The organism is Shewanella sp. Iso12 (genome assembly GCF_012030025.1).
GTDB lineage: Bacteria > Pseudomonadota > Gammaproteobacteria > Enterobacterales > Shewanellaceae > Shewanella > Shewanella algae.
Window position 1 is genome coordinate 265,266 of the sequence record NZ_JAAUHW010000004.1, and the last position, 17,958, is coordinate 283,223.

Sequence of the window (17,958 nt, forward strand, 5' to 3'; positions counted from 1 at the left end):
ACGTCACCAAGTTTGTGTTAATTCACTCCAATAGGAGCTTACCCATGTTTCAAACAATTAAAGATAACTTTGCGATGGTATCTATTGCCTTGCTCACCATTGCCGTGATTGTTAGCGGTGCGATGTGGGCGGTGACTGCAGGCCAGTTATCGACGGCTAACACCAACTTAACCAATGAAACTGCGGCCAAGTTCGTGCTTCAAACCGATTTGGACAACGCGACCGAGCAGATTAAGGCGGCCGAACTTGAAAAACAGGTGGCGATCAGTGACGCCAAGGCGCTGGCAGCGGCGCTAATTGAGCGGGAACAAAACCGGCGGCAGTTGGAGCAGGCATACACTGAACTGAAAACCCAGGTATCACAACTGCTGGAGAATTCGAACGATGAACATACGCGAAGTTGGGCTGCTGATCATGTGCCTAGTGATCTTGCAAGGTTGCTCGAGCACGCAGCCGATTGTGCGAACGGTGACGGTAACAAAGCAGGTGCCTGTACTTCCACCGGAAGAACTGCTGGCGTTCTGCGAAATCCCATCAGCACCGAAAACCGAAGGCCGGAAAGTCAAAAATCCGGAGCTGCTTAATTACGCGATGACACTCATTCAGGCACTGGATGACTGCAATGTCAGTTGGCAGAGCCTGCATGACTGGAGGGAGCGAAAACTCAATGAATCACAGCATACAAGCAACTGAGGCCGGAACAGCAAAAGTAGTGGCAGCTGCTTCCTACGGCGCTTCAATTTCAACAGCGGCAGGAGGCGCATTTACCGTGAATGAATTGGCGCTATGGGGTGGCTTATTGCTGGCGTTTTTGACGTTTATCATCAACTGGTTATATCAGTGGCGCAGGGAGCGCAGGGAGTCAGAGTTAACGCGCGTTGAGACTGAACTAGCCAAGGCTAAGCTAGCCAAAGAGTTGAGCAATGAGTAAGTCTCAATTCGACTGGAGTATCCACAAATATACAGACTTCGAGCGTCGCTTTATTGCTGCCTATGTCGAGCTGTCGAGCAAGAAAGAAGCTGCTGTCAAAGCTGGCTCAAAGTCAAAGGAACCGGCGAAGGTTGGCTATATCACATATAACCGGACTCATGTCAGAGAAGCTATCGATTGGCATATCAACAAGTCATTTGAAGAAGCAGGCGTGTCCTCTGAGCGGATCATTCGTGAGCTTGCAATGGTCGCTTTTGCCGACATGGCGCCGATCTTTAATGACGACGGCAGTCTTAAACCGTTCAAGGAGTGGCCACAGCATTGCCGCAGAGCATTGTCAGGGATGGAAGTTGATGAGTTGTTTGAGGGGCAGGGAGAGGACCGGGAACAAATAGGGTTTACCAAGAAGTTTAAGCAGTGGAATAAGGTCGCTGCACTTGAGCTACTCGGTAAGCACAAGAAAATGTGGACAGATAAGGTGGAGGTTGCAGAAAGGCCCAAGGTTATTCGTCGGTACGATGGCGTAAAGGGCTGATCCGGTGTGGCACAGCAACAGGAAATTGAATTCTGGGTTAAGCCCCAGGGCGAAGTGCTGCGCCAGTATATGGAGCTTCGCGACCGCGTAACAATGATCATGGGGCCTATCGGCTCTGGTAAAACGTATTGTTCAGCCATGCGGGTCTTTGACCAGATGTGCGAACAAACGCCCAATGCAAATGGCGTGAGAAAGTCACGCTGGGCGGCGGTGCGAAATACCTACACCGACTTAAAAAACACCACAATTAAGGACTGGTGCGACCTATACCACAACGAGGAAGTTATTTTAGGTCGGCTGGTGATGGACTCGCCGCCAACTCACTATCTGGACTTTGACCTGGAAGACGGCACCAGAGTGCTGGCAGAGCTGGTGTTCTTCGCTTTGGACAGGCCCGACTCAGTGAGGAAGCTGAGGGGGTTCCAGGCTACCGGGTTCTGGCTCAACGAAGTCAAGGAACTTTCAAAGCCGATCGTTGACATGTGCGACGGCCGGCATGGTCGATACCCAAGCAATGCCGAAGTCTCTGATTATTGGCATGGAATGATTGGGGATACCAACGCCCCAGACGATGATCACTGGTATTACAAGCTGGCAGAGGAAACGAAGCCGGAGGGCTGGACATTCCTGCGTCAGCCCGGGGGAGTAACCGAAGAAGTTATCGGAAAAGGGGAGGCTGCCTATTCTATTTGGCGGCCTAACCCTGAGGCAGAGAATTTAAACAACCTGCCAGACGGCTATTACATCCGAATGATCCAAGGTAAGGATGACGACTGGATCCGCGTCAACTTGGCCAACGACTACGGAACGATAGTCACTGGAAAGCCAATTTACCGAGGCAGCTACAAGGACCCAATCCATGTGGCCCGAAATCCAACGCTGCCAATCAAGTCCCATGGAAAACTGCTGCTTGGGTTCGACTTCGGCCGAACCCCGGCCTGCATTGTTGGACAACTGACAGTGCAGCATAAGCTGAGAGTGCTCAAAGAGTACATCAGTGAAGACATGGGCATCCGTAAGTTTATGAAGGAGCTGATCCCCCAGCTCAGAAAGGACTTCCCGGCTTACACCAAAGCGGAAATGGAAGGCTACTGTGATCCGTCCGGTTGGGCAAAGTCTGGCAACGATGAAAACAGCCCGATTGAAATCATTAACCGGGAATTCAAGATCCGCGCTTATTCAACAAGCAGCAACAAACCAGAACACCGATGGGAGGCCGTGAGGTTCTTCCTTAACGGTGATATTGACGGTGCGCCAGCGTTTGAACTGAGTCCTGTTTGTAAGGTGATCCGCAAAGGTTTCATCAGCGGATACCACTTCCGGCGCCTAAAGGTGTCAGGCGACGAGCGATATCACTCCGAAGCTGACAAGAACCGATATTCACACCCACATGACGCATTGCAGTACTTGGCACAAGGTGCCCAGGGTGAAATCGACTATGAACGCACAGACCAACTTTATCAGACCACAGCACAGACTAGGGCAGCAGACAGCAAGGCGGGTTATTAATGACTGAGCAGCGCAACGGGCCGAAGCCAAAGCAATACGGACATGAGTATGACGACAAGGACCGTATCGACGTTTTGGCAATTGAGCTGGAGCGTAAACTCGCTGAAGCCATCTATGACCGTGGCAGAACGGATCTGCGTATGGTTGAAGACCTGCGTATGTACTATGGCGAGTACGATCCTGAGACTGAGAAAAATCTGAAGGAAGCAGATAGGGCCAGGGTATTTATCAAGCTGACCCGCTCAAAGACAAATGCCGGCATAGCGCAGTTGGTTGATCTGCTGTTCCCCAATGACGATAAGAACTGGGGAATATCCCCCACACCCAACCCGACCTTGGTAGACATGATGGCCAATGGTGATAAGCCATTTAAGCTGGGTGACACAATGTATCAAGACGGCGAGGGTAACATTGTCACCGAAGCCGACGTAGCGAACCGCAAAGAGGAACTGGCAAAGACGGCTGCCGAAAAAATGGCAAAGCTGATTGATGACCAGTTGGTTGAAACTCAGTACAACGCAAAGTGTCGTCAGATGCTGCGTGATGCCGGGATCATCGGCACCGGCATTCTAAAGGGCCCAGTTGTCAGAAAAGACAGGCAGAAAGCCTTTATAAAAAAAGACGGCGAGCATGTGCTGGTTATTAAAGAAGAGTTCGTGCCGTGCGTTGAACTGGTGAGGCCATGGGACTTCTACCCTGACATGTCGGCGGCGAGTATCGAAGAAGCTGAGTTTGTGTTCGAGCGCCGCTATATGAGCAAGCGCCAAATCAGGAGCCTAAAAGGGCGTCGCGGATTCCCTGACGAGCAGATAAAGAAGGTGCTGGCCATGACCGGCAACCAGACTCAGCACAGGTCGACTTATCAGGATGATGTGAGGCAGTTGGCCGGGCTGTCTGACCAAATCAACGACACCAGGTATGAAACCTGGGAATACCATGGCCCTGTACCTAAATCCGTTCTGCAGCAGGTTGGCATCATTCCGATTGACGCTGATGACAACGGAATCCTGACAGGTTATAGCGAGGAAGAAATTGACGCCGTTGTGTTCTATTGCGGTGGCATTGTCCTCGGTGCCAGGTTGTCAATGATGGACCACGATAAGGGATTGCCTTATGTGGTGTTCAATTGGGAGGAAGATGATTCAAGCATCTTCGGCTTCGGGATCCCCAGGATCATTCACGATGAGCAGTCCAGCTATAACAGCATCTGGAGAATGATGCTCGATAACGGCGCCATATCTTCAGGTCCCCAGCTTGGCGTAAACAAGAACGCAGTAACCCCCCAGGACAACGATTGGAAAATCAGGCCTTGGAAAGTGTGGAATGTGGAAGGGCAGTTTTCTGACATTAAGGCGGCATTCAGTACCTTTGATGTGCCCAGTCACCTTCAGGATCTGAATCTAATTCTGCAAACCAACCGGGTAATGATTGATGAAGTATCTGGCGTGCCGATGCTACAGCATGGCGAGCAAGGTCAGTCAACTCAAACGCTCGGCGGTATGTCCATGCTGATGAATGCTGCCAACACTGTCAGACGGGCCCAGGTTAAGCAGTGGGACGACTGGGTGACCACGCCAATGATCCGCGACTTTTATCATTTCAACATGCTCCACAGTGACGATTCAGCTGTGAAGGGTGATTTTAAAGTTGATGCGCGCGGCACTTCTGCACTGCTAATCAAAGAGCAGGTAGGCGCAGCGCTGACCAACTTTATCAATGTCGCTGGCAGTTCGCCGGTGTTTGCTCCTGTGCTGCAGCTGAAAAGCAGCCAGATATTGCGCGAGTGGGCAAAGACCCAGCAACTACCGTCGAGCATTATACCTTCCGACGATGAACTGAAGGCTTGGCAGAAACAGCAGGAAGAAAGCCAAGGCGGTCAGCCACAAGACTCGGCAATGCTGGTAGAGCAGTTGCGGGTTGAGCAGGTGAAGTTTAAAGCTGAACAGGAATGGAAGCTGGCCGACTTCAATGCTCAGCAGAAGCATGCAGAGATGCAGATGCAAATGCAGATCAAGCAAATGGAACTGTCTGCTGATCTGCAAAAGCAAGAACGCGCTGAACGCATCGAGCTGTTCAAGCTGCAGCAGTCCGGGCAACTGAAAGAGAATGAGCTGATCGCCAAGCTGCAGGACTCCAGCGCCAAGCGGCAGTTGGAGTGGGACAAGGTGATGACTGAAATCTCAATGAAGAATCAGTTAGGCAATACCGGCAACTATGGCCTGGAGTAACGCATGAGCGATATCAGTTGGAACAGATTGAAGAAAGTGCTTCAACAAGACCGCGAAAATGCAATTCGGACCCTGCTGCAGATAGGGATCACCGAAGCTCAAGCCAATGTATGCAGAGGACAAGTTAACCAAATCGACAAGATCCTCAAAGAATACCCGCAACGACTGGAACTAAATGAAGACTGAGCCCGGCAATTAAGCCGGGCTTTTTGTTTGCCAATTTACACATCGACCCGCTCTTGCAGCGGGTTTTTTATTGACTGCATGAGGCACTCACTATGGACCCAAAGCAAGAGCAGGAAAAACTCGCTCAACAACAACAGAGCGAAATCCAGGATCAACAGGACAACCGTTCTGATGAAGAACTGGATGCTGTCAGCTTCTTTAACGAAATCTCAGCCGAGGACTCGAAAGACTCCACAGGTGAAGAAGGTAGTAAAGGGCTGGATCAGGAGGGTGGAAAAACCGACAAGCAGGCAAAGTCAGACGCACAGGATACTTCAGCGGCCACAGACCAAGGCCAGGTTGCAGCCGATGAAGAAGATCCATGGGCCTCTGTACCAGAGCATGTGCGTAGTCAGTTTTCTCAACTCCAAAACGACCACAGAGCCAATGCCGGCCGAGTGTCTGCACTCACCCGAAAAGCCAATGAGCTTGAGGCTGAGAATCGCAGGCTCAAGGAGTCGCAGCAAAGTGGTCAGGCGAAAGACAAGGGTGGCGAAGAACAAGCGCCTTCAGCGGAACAACTCTCTGGCATGTCAATGGCCGAGATAGAGCAGGAGTTCCCGGAAATTGCAGCCCTTATCAACGCCAAGCTTGAACAGGCAGTAAAGCCGCTTACCGAACAGCTCACGCCTTTGCAGGAACACAGGCAGCGACTGGAGCAACGTGATCACGAAGACTTTATTCAGTCTCAGTATCAGCAGTTGGCCCAAGCGCATCCTGACTACCAGCAAGCATCGGCGGATCCGCGGTTTGGTCAATGGTTATCGATGCAGTCGCCAGGCGTTCAACAGATGGCGAATAGCGATCTGGCCAGTGACAACATCACCTTACTCAACCAGTTCAAGGCTGATACCGGGTTTGGCAAGGCAACGCCTGAGGCACAGCCACAACAACCAAACGCAAACGGTAAAGGCAAAAACAGTCTTTCGGATTTTGCAGAGCTTGACCGCAAGGGCGCCAGCCGCGCGTCAGCAGAACCGGACGACGTTGATCCCGTCGCTTTTTTCAACCAAATCACATCTGAATAAGGAGACACGCCATGTCTAATAACTATGGTGATCTCGGCACGCGCGCAGGTGTCTACGCCGAGAAAAAACTGCTGGAGCATGCTGAGCCAATTCTGGTACTCAACAAGCTCGGCGATCACAAGCCGATGCCTAAGAACAGTTCCAATACTGTTAAGTGGCGCCGACCAATTCCGCTGCAACCAGCGACAACCCCACTGACTGAGGGTGTTCGTCCTGCCGGCACTAACTTCCGCTACGAAGACGTAACGGCCCAGCTTCAGCAGTTCGGTGACTGGATGCCACTGACTGACGTAGTTGAAGATCTGCACGAAAACGAAGTCGGTAAAGATATGGCCATGATGGCCGGCGAGCAGGCTGGTGAAACCGTGGAAATGGTTTGCTACGGCAAGCTGATTGCCGGTACCAACGTGATCTACGCCAACGGTGCAGCACGGAACGCTGTGAACGCGCCCCTGGGATTGTCGCATGTGCGCCTGGCGTCTCGTTCGCTTATGGCGCAACGTGCAAAGCGCCTGACTTCAATTCTGGGTCCAAGCGTGAATATCTCGACCAAGCCGATTGAAGCAGCATTTGTGGCTATTTGCCATACGGATATCGTGGGCTCAATCCGCAAGATCCCTGGCTTTACTCCGGTAGCCGAATACGGCAGCCGGCAGCCACTCTGCCAAGAAGAGATCGGCAGTGTTGAAGATATTCGCTTCATTTGCTCACCGCTGTTTAACCCATGGGCTGATGCCGGTGGTGCAGCTGGCGGTACAGCGCTGTCTACTTCAGGCACCAATGCCGATGTTTATCCGGTTCTGGTCATGGGCCAGCGCGCGTTTGGTCACATCGCATTGAAGGGCTCCAAGGAGTCAGGCGGTGCGATTAAGCCGATGGTGCGTAACCCAGGTACACCGCAACACGGTGACGAAATGGGGCAAAACGGTAGTGTGGCGTGGAAGACATACTACACCGCCAAAATCCTCAACGATGCCTGGATGATCCGTATCGAGGTCGCCGGTGAGGTTAATCCGGCATAAGTAAGGCCAAAGACTAAAAGGGCTCCTTTATGGGGCCCTTTTCTATTTCCATAGCGGAGAGCGTGAAGATGAATGTCAACAAGAAAACCAGCACCGACAACCTCATTAAATTTGCTGCTGAACACCTCGGTCAGGACCTGAGTCACCTCAAAGATGACCGGCCAAAACTTATCGAAGAACTCGAGCAGTTGAAGCCAGGCTTGTTTAATGGTGGCAATACCAACCAGAGCAAGCCAGGCAGCGAAGACAAAAAGTCAAAGGCCGATGCCAAGGCTTCTCATTACACCATCATCGTAGAAGACGATGGCGATGAGACCATGAATTACATCCAAGTTGGCTTTAATGGCCGCATGTATCAGATCGTCAAGGGCGAAGAAGTCAAGGTGCCTTGTGGGATTGTCGACGTACTGAACAACGCTATTGAAATCAACTACAAGCAGAAAGAAGTCAACGGGCAGAAGGTCACCATCGAAACCAAGAAAAAGCGCTGGCCGTTCCAAACTGTCGATACGCATTTCGACATTGAAGATCCGGATAAGCATTTCGGCATCGAAGGTGACAAGGGGATCCGGTAATGACATATCTGGAGCTGTGCCAAAAGGTCAGGGAAGAGTCCGGAGTGTCCGGTACTGGCCCTGGCTCGGTGACTGGGCAGGTCGGCGTCTTGAAAAAGATCTGTACTTGGGTGCAGGAAGCTGATCTTGAGGTCCAGCGAGCTCGGCGCGATTGGCGCTTTCTTTGGGCCAGGAACAGCTCCAGTTTGTCTGCTTCTCAGCAGGAATACACACTTGCAGAACTGAATATGAGTCAGTTCAGCTCCTTGCAGCAGGTAAAAGTTTCCGGGCAGCGTGTGAAGGTCGTTGATTGGGATGAATGGCTGGCTTACTACGATGGCGATATCAGCACTGGGCCCGGCGTCCAAGTGGTAACTGAAAGCCCATCTGGTTCGTTGTTGTTTTTTCCAGTGCCTGATTCAGCATTGCCAATACAAGTGGATTACTTCAAGTCTGCGGCTAGGCTCCTGGGGAACGATGATCAAAGCCAAATTCCAGACGACTATCAGGATGTGGTTGTGAAAGCGGCGCTCGTAAAGTATGCCAAGTTCGAAGAAGACCAGTTTCTGTATCAGTCGGCATCGGCTGATTATATGGTGGCATTTAAGGAGCTGTGCCGTGATCAGCTGCCAAAGGTGAACTTCTGATGTTTACACCTGCGCCAATATCCCTTCGTGGCGGCCTCAACATGGCCGACTCAGATAACGATGCTCCACCAGGCACTTGCCGTGAGCTGGTAAATTTCGAGGTCAATACTGCCGGCAGGTACCAAAGAGTATCTGGCTTTGAGCGCTATGATGGAAAGCCTTCACCTTCTGCGGTGAGGATTGTTGATCTTCCCGGGTTCCCTTTCCCAACTGATGAAGATGCGCTTGCAGCATGGGAAGCTGAAATTGAGGTTAGGCGCGGAACTATAGGCAGTGTGCCGGGTGATGGCCCTATCATTGGCGGGTTTGTTTTTGAAGGCATTGTCTACGCGATGCGCAATACTGCCGGGGGCGCTGCTGCCAAGCTGCATAGAGCTACGGCAACCGGATGGCAAGAAGTCACAACTCCGGCACTATCACCTGGCGGGCGGTTGTTTACGCGTCAAACCAACTTCAGCGGCGGCAGTGGCAGCATGGAGATCATTGGCGTAGATGGTAAAAACCCGGCATTCAGATTTGACGGTACCACTTTCACCCAAATCACAGGGCCAATAGCTCCTGACGCACCGATATTGGTTGAAGTGCTGCCAAGCCAGGTATTGCTCATGGCTTACCGAGGCGGGAGCCTGGTCGCGAGTGCGGTTGGTGACCCAACCAAGTGGACCCCTACGGACGGCGGGGTAGAGTTTGCCGTCGGGGATGAAATTACCGAGCTTCAGGTACAGGCTGACAGTACATGCGCAATTGGATGCCGAAATAGAACCTATATGCTCTATGGGACCAGCAAGGCTGACTTCCAACTAAAGAGCTTGTCCACTAAGGTCGGTATGCGCATGGGAACGGCGCAAACGCTGAGTGACACACTGTTTCTGGATGACCGCGGCCTGACAATGTTGGCCAGAGTGCAGCAATTTGGTGACTTCGCCCAGGCGGCGATTAGCCAAGGTGTTAAGCCACTACTGGACCAATACGCCGGCAGGGAAGTATCGAGCTTGGCGGTAAAGTCAAAAAACCAGTATCGGCTACTTTTCGGCGATGGCAGTTGCTTGTTTACCACTTTCTCACCGGATGGAGCGCCACAGTATACCCAGGTCAATTACGGCAAGCCGTTCTCATGCGGGTTTGGCGGTGAGGATCTGGAGGGGAAAGAAGCGGTATTCGCCGGCGGCCAAGACGGGTATGTGTACCAACTTGATCGCGGAACTTCATTCGATGGTGCCGAATACTCAAGCTACCTGTTAACCACATTTATTAACTTCGGCAGCCCTGAGGCCAGGAAGAAATGGCACAAGCTTGTAATCGAGTGCGACAGCGTGACAGAGGTAGTCATGTCGGCCGCGGCATTCTTTGACTTTATGAGCCCAGATATTCCTGACAGTGAAGTGATTATCGGATCTGGCAGTAAATGGGATTTGTCAGAGTGGGACAATGCGACTTGGGGCGGAAGCTCTACCAGCTGGGCTGATATGTATATCAGTGGGGTATCGCGGAACATAGCCATTTACCTGGAAACAACGTCAAAGCGGATCCCGCCATTCATCTTATCCAACCTATTTTTGCACAGTAAACCAGTCAGCCGCAGGCGCTAAGGAGCTATATGCCACCGCTTCCATACTGGCAAGACAACAGCCCTTTCATTCAAGGCACTACGATACGTGCCACCCCAATGAATACAAAGCTTGGCGGGATATCTGCGAACCTGCAGCAGATTACCGCGCAGATAAATGGCTTTGTGATAAAGCTGCCAAGTAACTTTGTGGGTGACACAGAGATCCCCTTGCAGCCATATACAGACAGTCTGCTCTATATCAACAAGCAGGGTGATATGGATTTGTTGCCGGCGACAGCACTTCTATTGCAAGCAGATCATGAAGTGGCCATTGTCAGCAACAGTTCAAACGCGATAGCTGTTTCAGGCTCAAACCACAGTCAGTGGATAAACTGCGAATACCTGGTGCCAGACAACCCTACAGAAGCACAGAGCAAAATACTGGTCACAGTAGGCCGCTCAATTAGAGCTATTGCCGGTGATCCCACTGTGGCACCCGGGTCAATTATCTTCTTCGCTAACAAGAGTGGCGCGGAACTATGGTTTCAAGGCAGTGAAACCGAAGGGGTTACCATCCTTTCCAGCGGCATCCTTAGGGCATACGGTGAAAACTCTGCTGTAGCCCTGATCAGCATAAGCGAAACAGTGTGGTTTTTGGTGGGTGATGTTTACCCGGCTGATGTTGTGGTGCCGTAATGGCGGAACGAATGACTCAGGCCCAGGCACTGCTGGCGGTATTGGCCGGTGGCATGCGAAAGGAAAGACGGTATTGGAAGCTTGAGTCGCTGACGAGCATGCTGTACCCAAACCGAGTGAATGAGCAGTTTCAGATGGGAACGCCTTCTATCGGTTTTGCCACCAATGATACCGCACTAGGGTTTGAGACTGAGATATTCAGCATATCTGCATCAATAGAAATTGAATTCAGGGAATTAGTCATTAATGCTGGCGTTTCAGAAACTTTCGCTCTGCTTCCATCGGTAGATATTTATTTCAAAGAAGTCGTTATAAGGAAGCACCTGGACGACATTGTTAATGCGCAAATTGAGATTGTATTTAAACGCAATCAAGCGATCTATGCGCGAAAAGACGAGCCATTACAAATGGCAATCAGCGTGGTGTTTGAGAGGAATCCAGCATAATGAAAGTACAAGCTAAAATTAAAGGTTCCGCAAGAGCCCGAGTTTTGCGGCGTGGGAAAGAGGTTTTTTCTTCCCATTTGACTGACAATGTACTGCTTGGGTACTTTTTCTCAGGATTTAAGTACATGAGATATGTATTGGTAGGAACTGGAACAACGGAGCCACAAACAACAGACTCAGGGTTAGAGAACTCAATTGCATCATCACAAATAACCACTATAACTGCATCTAGGACAATTGATGGCTCAAGCTTCATCTATAAGAAAACAATGACAGCAGTTTTCAACATAGGCAGCGTAGTTGGGAATATATCAGAGGCAGGTCTTTCGGAATCATCAAACAATACTCAGTGTCTGTCGAGAGTCCTGTTCAAGGATGATCTTGGTAATCCAGTTGTAATTCCAGTAACAGCTGAAGATCAACTAATTGTTGAATATGAACTTCAAACCAGTCTGCCTTGGCACACTACAGAAGTTATTGATGTTGATGGGGTTCAAACAACGTTTGATGTGTTTATTACGTCTAGGCTGTATCCACAAACGAGTACTAGCTATAACGCTAATGTTCCATCAAGGTATTTCAATTTGAATTATCAATACGGGGCTATATATAGTGAACAGTCAGCATTGGCATGTGTTTACCCTCAAGATATTAACACTTTAGGCTCCGGTGCTTTAACGGGTAATAATAGCGACTTTAAATCGAACCTTTTTTCACCAACCACAGAGTATGATGCCGTCGGCAGAAAAATATCCGAGATCTATTCTGCAAGTATGTCTGGTGCCGATGTTTTCCAGGACAATACTGTAGAAGGCATCATAATTTCCTCACTGACTTCCAATTCATCATCAGCTTACCAATTTCCTTATGGAATGATTCATGTCAAAGCTACGCCTCCAATTCCTAAAACCAGTTCCTATGCGTTAAATCTTGGTGTCAAGTTGGAGTTGATAGGATGATCCCTGATTGGCTCACATCAAGAGCTGAGTCGTTTCAAAGGGACTTTGGCGGGTTGGTGATCCCAAGTTATGAGAACCATTCAGTTTCATCACTGGCTCCAGGCCCCAAGGTTTTGCAGTATTCAGGTGGTAATGTCATATCGGCGGTTTGGATGGCAAGAGTGGACGGCACAGAGTTGATCCTATGTGTTGCTGAACAAGGCGAGTGGAGCCAGGATATTCACCTTGGTATTTTGTCGAAGAAGGTCAGCAATATTGACTTGGCATTTGACCAGACAGGTAATGCTGTTGTCTCACTTGGCTATGATGACGGCAATGTCGGAATTTTTTGGTATAACCCTGAGACTGAAGCCAACGAAGAAAGAGCTATTTGCCCGGGATCATTCCCAGTGGTAGGCATGGATAACCTGAGAAATACTGGCAGACAGGACACGGAACTCGCACTTTTCTACGTCGACAATGGAACATTGTATAGACGGAAACAGCAGGATAGATGGGAAGTAGCATATCCAGAACCAGTAACACAGCAGGGGTTGGAATTGCTTGATGCTGGAATGGTTATCAACAACAGATATCAGGTCAAATACAGGTATCTACTTCCGGACTATAGACCACCAACACCACAGCCTCCGACACAGCCAGAGCAGCCTGGCAGTTGGAGTTACTTTCTGAATGGCTATCAGAGTGTGATCGACTTCAGGGCAGACATGCTGCAGCTGAACACCGAATTTAGCATCGGTATCCAGCTTGATTCTGTCGAGTTGGACAAGCCTGATATAGCGCTTTGGTCGCATCAAATGGCCCAGGTCGAAGGGTATTATGGTGGAATGATGGCCGTGAGTTTCACAGGCCAAAGCCATAATGTTGTTCGCGTGCTGTATGGCGGCAGAGTATTTGAGTCTCTGGCACCATTTCAACTGCAACCAGGGCACTGGCTCAGCGAAGTCACGACAGAGCAAACTGGCACATATCTTACGGTCAGCGTGAAACCGAGCGGCCAAAGTGGATACATTTCTCACAGGGTTAAGGTGAGCCAGAATTATGAATCATCAGAATACTCATCGCTCAAAATTGGAGCCATGAGCGGAACGCGCGGCCGCATGATGAATTGCTTGCGTGGTTCAATAAGCGCTGTGACTGTGGTTACACCGACCTACGCGTCAGGCCTAAAGCTGGCTATGGACCATAAAAGTTATCCGGAAACAGGTTTGCCTGGCGAGCTGCAACCAATCCTCAATACTGATGGTTCTCCAAGTGGAATGGATAACGCCATCATAAGAGATTACCGGCCGCAGAACTGGGCTTTTAACCCTGATTAACCGATTGCAATAGAATGTAGTATCACTAAGATTTACCCATACTGCGGCTTGTTGCAGCTTCCTCCTTTTTAACTCCCCCAGCACAAACCTAAAAATCTGAGGTGCATTAATCATGCAACAAATTAAGCCTATCCAGACCGGGCAGGTGAGCGCTTTGCCTGTGCCTGAATCCAGTCAAAACAAACCCATTTATCCTGTTAGCGGTGGTTCAGCGCCGAAAGCCGGTGGTCTGCTTGGGAATACTCAGCCCCTAAACAAGCCAAATATTGAACCTGTTTCAGGCTCCTACACTGCCAGCAACACTATGCAGACTACGGCGGCAGGATCTCCACCAAGACCTACCGATGGGGGGAATCGGCCGGCCAACTACAACGTACCGATTAAGCCTGCACCTCAAACCGAGTTTACGCCCCGGGAATACCAGTCAAACGGCTTTGAAGGCGTCACCAGCGACAAGCAGTATCAATACGACCCAAGAGAAGAATCGCTTGTCCAGAATCAGATTACAGGCCTGCTGGATCCGAACAGCGACATAATGCGAAAAGCCATTGCGAATGCAAATGGGCTCGCAGCATCCAGAGGACTTCAATCTAGCTCAATCGGTTCAGAGCTGGCACTGTCCAGCATGATAGACAAGGCATTGCCGATAGCTCAGCAAGATGCCCAGACCTACAACCAAGCTCAGTCGCAGCAATGGCAAACCCAGGCGCAGCAAGATCAGCTCAACCAGAAAAACCAGCAAGATGCTGCCATGGCCGATAAACAGTACGACGCCAACAACCAGCTCCAGAATAATCAGATGGAATGGCAGACAGGTGAAAACAACGCCAATCGCGAATTCCAGCAACAACTTGAAGACCTGAAGTATCGCCAGCAGCTCGGGACGCTGGACAAGCAGCAGGAGCTGCAGCTCAAGCAGATGGAAACGAGTCACGTTCTGCAGGTTCAAAGGGATTCAATACTTCAGCAATACCAGGTTGAGCTCAATCAACTGCAAAACGACCAGCGTTGGAAAGAGCTAACCGCTCAACTTGGTACGCAGATGGAAATGCAAATGCGCGGCTTCGATCAGCAAACCAAGATGGAATATGGCAATGCTACTGGCCAGGCTGTGAATGCTGCGCTTCAGGCTATTGGTATGGCCATGACCAATCCGAATATGACCCAGGCCCAGCAGCAAGCCGCGGTTAAGAACATCATCGACTCGCTCAAGTCTCAGACAGCAATTATCGGCACCATCTATGGCATTGGCGGCAACAGTGGCCCTGCGCCAGACGTAGGAGTGCCACCGCCAACGACCAGTAACCCGGGTGGAACAGTTGGTGCCGGTACCGGAGGTGGTTCAGGAGGTTCGTTTGGTGGTGGAAGTAGCAGCACTGGTGGGCTTCTAGGGGGATCCGGCGGTGGATGGTCTGAGCCTGTCGGTACACCTGGATCCAATAACTGGATTAACAAACTCCAGAGGTAACCATGATTAGAACAGCGACTCACGCAGACATGAACGCCATTGTCTCAATCGGCAAAGCAACGCTTGAGAAGTCTCCAACTTACCCTGTCACCCTTGACGACAACAAAGCCAGGTACATGGTGAGACGCTGTATTTCAGACAGGAGTATGGAGATTTTTGTTGCAGTGGTCGACGGCGAGGTTGTCGGTTTCATCATGGGAATGATGGAGGAACACTGGTTCAGCAAAGACTGCTATGCAACAGACTTAACTTTCTGCGTTCTGCCAGAGCATGGAGATCAAGCGGTTTGGTTATTAAGGCGATTTATTCGCTGGGCCAAATCATTCCCAAAAGTCAAAAGTATTCTGCTTGGAGTGAGTAGCGGAATGGATGCCGATGGACGTATCGGTCAGCTCTATGAGCGCCATGGTTTTACCATAGTCGGTGGTTTCTACAGTCTAATCTTTTCACAGGAGGCAGCATGAGTGCAGTCGGCAAAGCTTTTAAGAAGTTGAGAAAGTTTGCCCATAAAATTACTGGAACACTTGATCCTGTATTCAAATGGGTTCACAAGAAAACAGCCAAGATTCGCAACAAAATTGAATCGAGTCCAATATTCAAAGTGGTGGCCGCGGCCGTCCTTATCTATTTCGGAGGTGCGGCCCTTATTGGGGCCATGAGTGCCGGCGGTACGGCTGCAGGTGGCATTGCTTCTGCCTGGGGCGGTGTGCAAGGTGCAGGATCCGCGCTTATGTCAGGAAACTTGGCCGGGGCAGGTTCTGCCATTGCCGGTGGGTGGACAGGTGCCGCTGGTGGCGCTGCTGCAGCTGCTGGTTCTGCTGCCGCGAGCGCTGCAGCAAATACCGCTGCTTCAACGGCGGCCACTGGTGCCGCAGGTGCTGGAACTGGAGCAGCAACGGCGACAAGTAATATCGGTGCCGGAATTTGGGGATCTGGTGCTGGAGGCGTCGCTGGAGGGGCTACTGGCGGTGCTGCTACTGGTGTGGCCGGTGGCGTTGCTGGTGGTGCTGCAGGAGGCGCGGCCGGCGGTGCAGGAGCTTTGGCAGCCGGTGAAACTGCCGTTATCAACGCGATGGGCGGCGCCGCTTCCACTGGTGTAACTGGTACTGCCGTGGCTGGTGGTGCAGGGGCGGCCGGTGCAGCAGGGGCTGCCGGGGGCGCGGCAACAGGCAGCGGGTTACTTGGTGGCTTATCGGCAGGTGAGGCCATGCTCTGGAGTACAGGTATCAACGCCGGTACACAGTTGATAGGTGGTGCTGTTCAAGGCCGGGCTGCAGAGAAGGAAGCGGAGGAAGCTCGGAAGCGGATGACTTACTGGGGTGTTGATGGTGAAGGCAATGCTGCTGATCTGAATATCGGTGGCTTGCTGAAGAATATTAACCTTTCGCCAATGGCCTCTATACCTCAAGCAGGTACGTATGAGCAGCAACCCTGGCAGCCGCAAACCCTTGATGACTTAACCGACAGGGTGGGATAAGCAATGGACCTCAAACAAATCAAAGAGCCAGAGGGCGAGGATCTTACCAAAGAGGAAGAAGCTCAGCTTTCTGAGGCGATGAAGATCTCCCAGGTCATTATCCACGGAGAAGGTGAAACCGGGGATAAGATTGCGGCCATGGTAAGAGAAGATCAGGACGTTGCCAGAGGGATTGGCAATGCCACTGCGACCGTGTTGATTGCTGTCGGCCGTCAGTTGCAATACAGCGACGACATCAAACTGATCCTTGCAATGGAAATACTGATGGAGCTCACAGCCTTGGCGGTTGACGCCGGAGCCTTGGCTGAGGATGAGGTTAATGATGAGTTCATTGATGCAGCGGCCAGCAACGCTTATTCAGCGTATATAAGCGCTAAGGAAGCAATGGGCGAGCTCGATGTGAACGAGCTCAAGCAATCAGTTGAGGAAGCCACCAAGGAAGGTGAGGCCCTGGGCATCGTGCCGAAACAACAAACTACAGGCCTATTGAATCGTAAGCCTAAAACACCAATGCCGGAGGTCTGATATGTCACTATTGATGGGGATCGGTAAAGGGTTGGAAGGAGCCGGGCAAGCGATAGGCGCTGGCTTGTCTCAGTATGCCCGGATGCTGCAAGCAGAGGACTTTGAGCGGATGCGCCAGGCCAGCATGGAAAAGCGATGGGCGATTGAGGATGCCAGGTATGCGCGGAGAGAGGCCAGGGATGAGCAACGCTATAAAGATACGGTTGAACGTCAAGAACGTATGGACGCAAGAGCTGATAGCAGGGAGCTTCGTGCTGAATCCCGCCAGACCGTGACCATGCTGAGTAAAAGCCTTGACCGGCTCGACAGCATGAAGGCTGACAAGGAAAGGCAGATCCGGGAAATGTTCACTGACCCAATGACGAAGCAGATCACTGACGCAGCAGGGTATCAAGCTGCAATGTCAGCGTTGAATACCAGTTATCTGAGTGACGCAAAGAACATGGTTACCAGGTCAGGTCTTACGGAATCTGAAGCCAACCAGTACGGATTTGGGATGTATCTGGATGGCAGCGAACAACCCGCCTTGTCACAAGCTACAGTATCCCCGCCGACACCTGAGCCGACCCCAGCACCACAGCCTTTCAATGTTTCAGGCTGGGCAAGCAAGGTAAGGGAAAAGAATCAGCCGAGCGTTCTTTTTGGCAACGGCGCTTATGGTGATGATGCCGGCACAATGCTGCAACGATCTGAGCAAATGACGAACCGAGTAAGGGGGCCTTTGAATCAGCATTACTCCAAGACTGAAGCAATGTCATTGCCAGAACAACCAGATTACAGCACCCCATTGATAGGCTCAGGCCTTCTGCAACAACTGAACAAATAAGCAGACCATCATCA

Annotated in this window: 21 protein-coding genes; all 21 read left to right on the top strand. The window is 51.0% G+C overall.

The window, feature by feature from the left end:
* Positions 1 to 44 precede the first annotated feature (44 nt).
* The 21 genes from HCX89_RS10050 (at position 45) to HCX89_RS10150 (ending at position 17,944) form a co-directional block, all read left to right on the top strand.
* The gene (locus tag HCX89_RS10050) at positions 45 to 584 is read left to right on the top strand and encodes a hypothetical protein (RefSeq protein WP_167715932.1); all 540 of its coding nucleotides are present in this window, start codon (positions 45 to 47) and stop codon (positions 582 to 584) included.
* Between the two features lie 83 nt (positions 585 to 667).
* Positions 668 to 931: an HP1 family phage holin gene (locus HCX89_RS10055; protein WP_045282901.1), complete on the top strand. Its 264-nt coding sequence runs from the start codon at positions 668 to 670 to the stop codon at positions 929 to 931.
* Complete coding sequence (locus HCX89_RS10060) at positions 924 to 1,466, top strand: terminase small subunit (protein ID WP_167715933.1); 543 nt, start codon at positions 924 to 926, stop codon at positions 1,464 to 1,466. Before HCX89_RS10055 ends, HCX89_RS10060 begins: the two co-directional genes overlap by 8 nt.
* Positions 1,467 to 1,472: 6 nt before the next feature.
* Positions 1,473 to 2,975, top strand: coding sequence for a terminase family protein (locus HCX89_RS10065; RefSeq protein ID WP_167715935.1), 1,503 nt, complete (start codon positions 1,473 to 1,475; stop codon positions 2,973 to 2,975).
* Entirely contained in the window at positions 2,975 to 5,203 is a 2,229-nt protein-coding gene (locus tag HCX89_RS10070) for a hypothetical protein (protein WP_167715937.1), read from the top strand. The genes HCX89_RS10065 and HCX89_RS10070 overlap by 1 nt, the downstream gene beginning before the upstream one ends.
* Before the next feature lie 3 nt (positions 5,204 to 5,206).
* The gene (locus HCX89_RS10075) at positions 5,207 to 5,389 is read left to right on the top strand and encodes a hypothetical protein (RefSeq protein ID WP_045282823.1); all 183 of its coding nucleotides are present in this window, start codon (positions 5,207 to 5,209) and stop codon (positions 5,387 to 5,389) included.
* A 92-nt stretch (positions 5,390 to 5,481) separates the two neighbouring features.
* A complete protein-coding gene (locus HCX89_RS10080; RefSeq protein WP_167715939.1) occupies positions 5,482 to 6,456 on the top strand; it encodes a hypothetical protein in 975 nt (324 codons plus the stop codon).
* An 11-nt stretch (positions 6,457 to 6,467) separates the two neighbouring features.
* Positions 6,468 to 7,478, top strand: coding sequence for a N4-gp56 family major capsid protein (locus HCX89_RS10085; protein WP_045282820.1), 1,011 nt, complete (start codon positions 6,468 to 6,470; stop codon positions 7,476 to 7,478).
* Positions 7,479 to 7,546: 68 nt separating this feature from the next.
* On the top strand, positions 7,547 to 8,053 hold the full coding sequence (locus HCX89_RS10090; protein ID WP_167715940.1) for a hypothetical protein: 507 nt from the start codon (positions 7,547 to 7,549) through the stop codon (positions 8,051 to 8,053).
* Positions 8,053 to 8,679, top strand: coding sequence for a hypothetical protein (locus tag HCX89_RS10095; RefSeq protein ID WP_167715943.1), 627 nt, complete (start codon positions 8,053 to 8,055; stop codon positions 8,677 to 8,679). The genes HCX89_RS10090 and HCX89_RS10095 overlap by 1 nt, the downstream gene beginning before the upstream one ends.
* Positions 8,679 to 10,268, top strand: a complete 1,590-nt coding sequence (locus tag HCX89_RS10100) for a hypothetical protein (RefSeq protein WP_167715945.1) — start codon at positions 8,679 to 8,681, stop codon at positions 10,266 to 10,268. Before HCX89_RS10095 ends, HCX89_RS10100 begins: the two co-directional genes overlap by 1 nt.
* Positions 10,269 to 10,276: 8 nt before the next feature.
* Positions 10,277 to 10,924 (top strand): hypothetical protein, encoded by a 648-nt coding sequence (locus tag HCX89_RS10105; protein ID WP_167715947.1) that lies wholly within the window; start codon positions 10,277 to 10,279, stop codon positions 10,922 to 10,924.
* On the top strand, positions 10,924 to 11,370 hold the full coding sequence (locus tag HCX89_RS10110) for a hypothetical protein (RefSeq protein WP_167715949.1): 447 nt from the start codon (positions 10,924 to 10,926) through the stop codon (positions 11,368 to 11,370). Before HCX89_RS10105 ends, HCX89_RS10110 begins: the two co-directional genes overlap by 1 nt.
* The gene (locus HCX89_RS10115; RefSeq protein WP_167715952.1) at positions 11,370 to 12,329 is read left to right on the top strand and encodes a hypothetical protein; all 960 of its coding nucleotides are present in this window, start codon (positions 11,370 to 11,372) and stop codon (positions 12,327 to 12,329) included. The genes HCX89_RS10110 and HCX89_RS10115 overlap by 1 nt, the downstream gene beginning before the upstream one ends.
* A complete protein-coding gene (locus tag HCX89_RS10120) occupies positions 12,326 to 13,648 on the top strand; it encodes a hypothetical protein (protein ID WP_167715954.1) in 1,323 nt (440 codons plus the stop codon). The genes HCX89_RS10115 and HCX89_RS10120 overlap by 4 nt, the downstream gene beginning before the upstream one ends.
* 112 nt (positions 13,649 to 13,760) lie before the next feature.
* Positions 13,761 to 15,116, top strand: coding sequence for a hypothetical protein (locus HCX89_RS22760; protein WP_217351528.1), 1,356 nt, complete (start codon positions 13,761 to 13,763; stop codon positions 15,114 to 15,116).
* Positions 15,117 to 15,118: 2 nt separating this feature from the next.
* Positions 15,119 to 15,580 (top strand): GNAT family N-acetyltransferase, encoded by a 462-nt coding sequence (locus tag HCX89_RS10130; protein ID WP_045282811.1) that lies wholly within the window; start codon positions 15,119 to 15,121, stop codon positions 15,578 to 15,580.
* 216 nt (positions 15,581 to 15,796) lie between these two features.
* Complete coding sequence (locus HCX89_RS10135; protein ID WP_167715956.1) at positions 15,797 to 16,216, top strand: hypothetical protein; 420 nt, start codon at positions 15,797 to 15,799, stop codon at positions 16,214 to 16,216.
* Complete coding sequence (locus tag HCX89_RS10140) at positions 16,156 to 16,593, top strand: hypothetical protein (RefSeq protein ID WP_167715958.1); 438 nt, start codon at positions 16,156 to 16,158, stop codon at positions 16,591 to 16,593. Before HCX89_RS10135 ends, HCX89_RS10140 begins: the two co-directional genes overlap by 61 nt.
* A gap of 3 nt (positions 16,594 to 16,596) precedes the next feature.
* Entirely contained in the window at positions 16,597 to 17,118 is a 522-nt protein-coding gene (locus HCX89_RS10145) for a hypothetical protein (RefSeq protein ID WP_045282808.1), read from the top strand.
* 1 nt (position 17,119) lies between these two features.
* The gene (locus tag HCX89_RS10150; protein ID WP_167715960.1) at positions 17,120 to 17,944 is read left to right on the top strand and encodes a hypothetical protein; all 825 of its coding nucleotides are present in this window, start codon (positions 17,120 to 17,122) and stop codon (positions 17,942 to 17,944) included.
* The last annotated feature ends 14 nt before the right edge of the window (positions 17,945 to 17,958 follow it).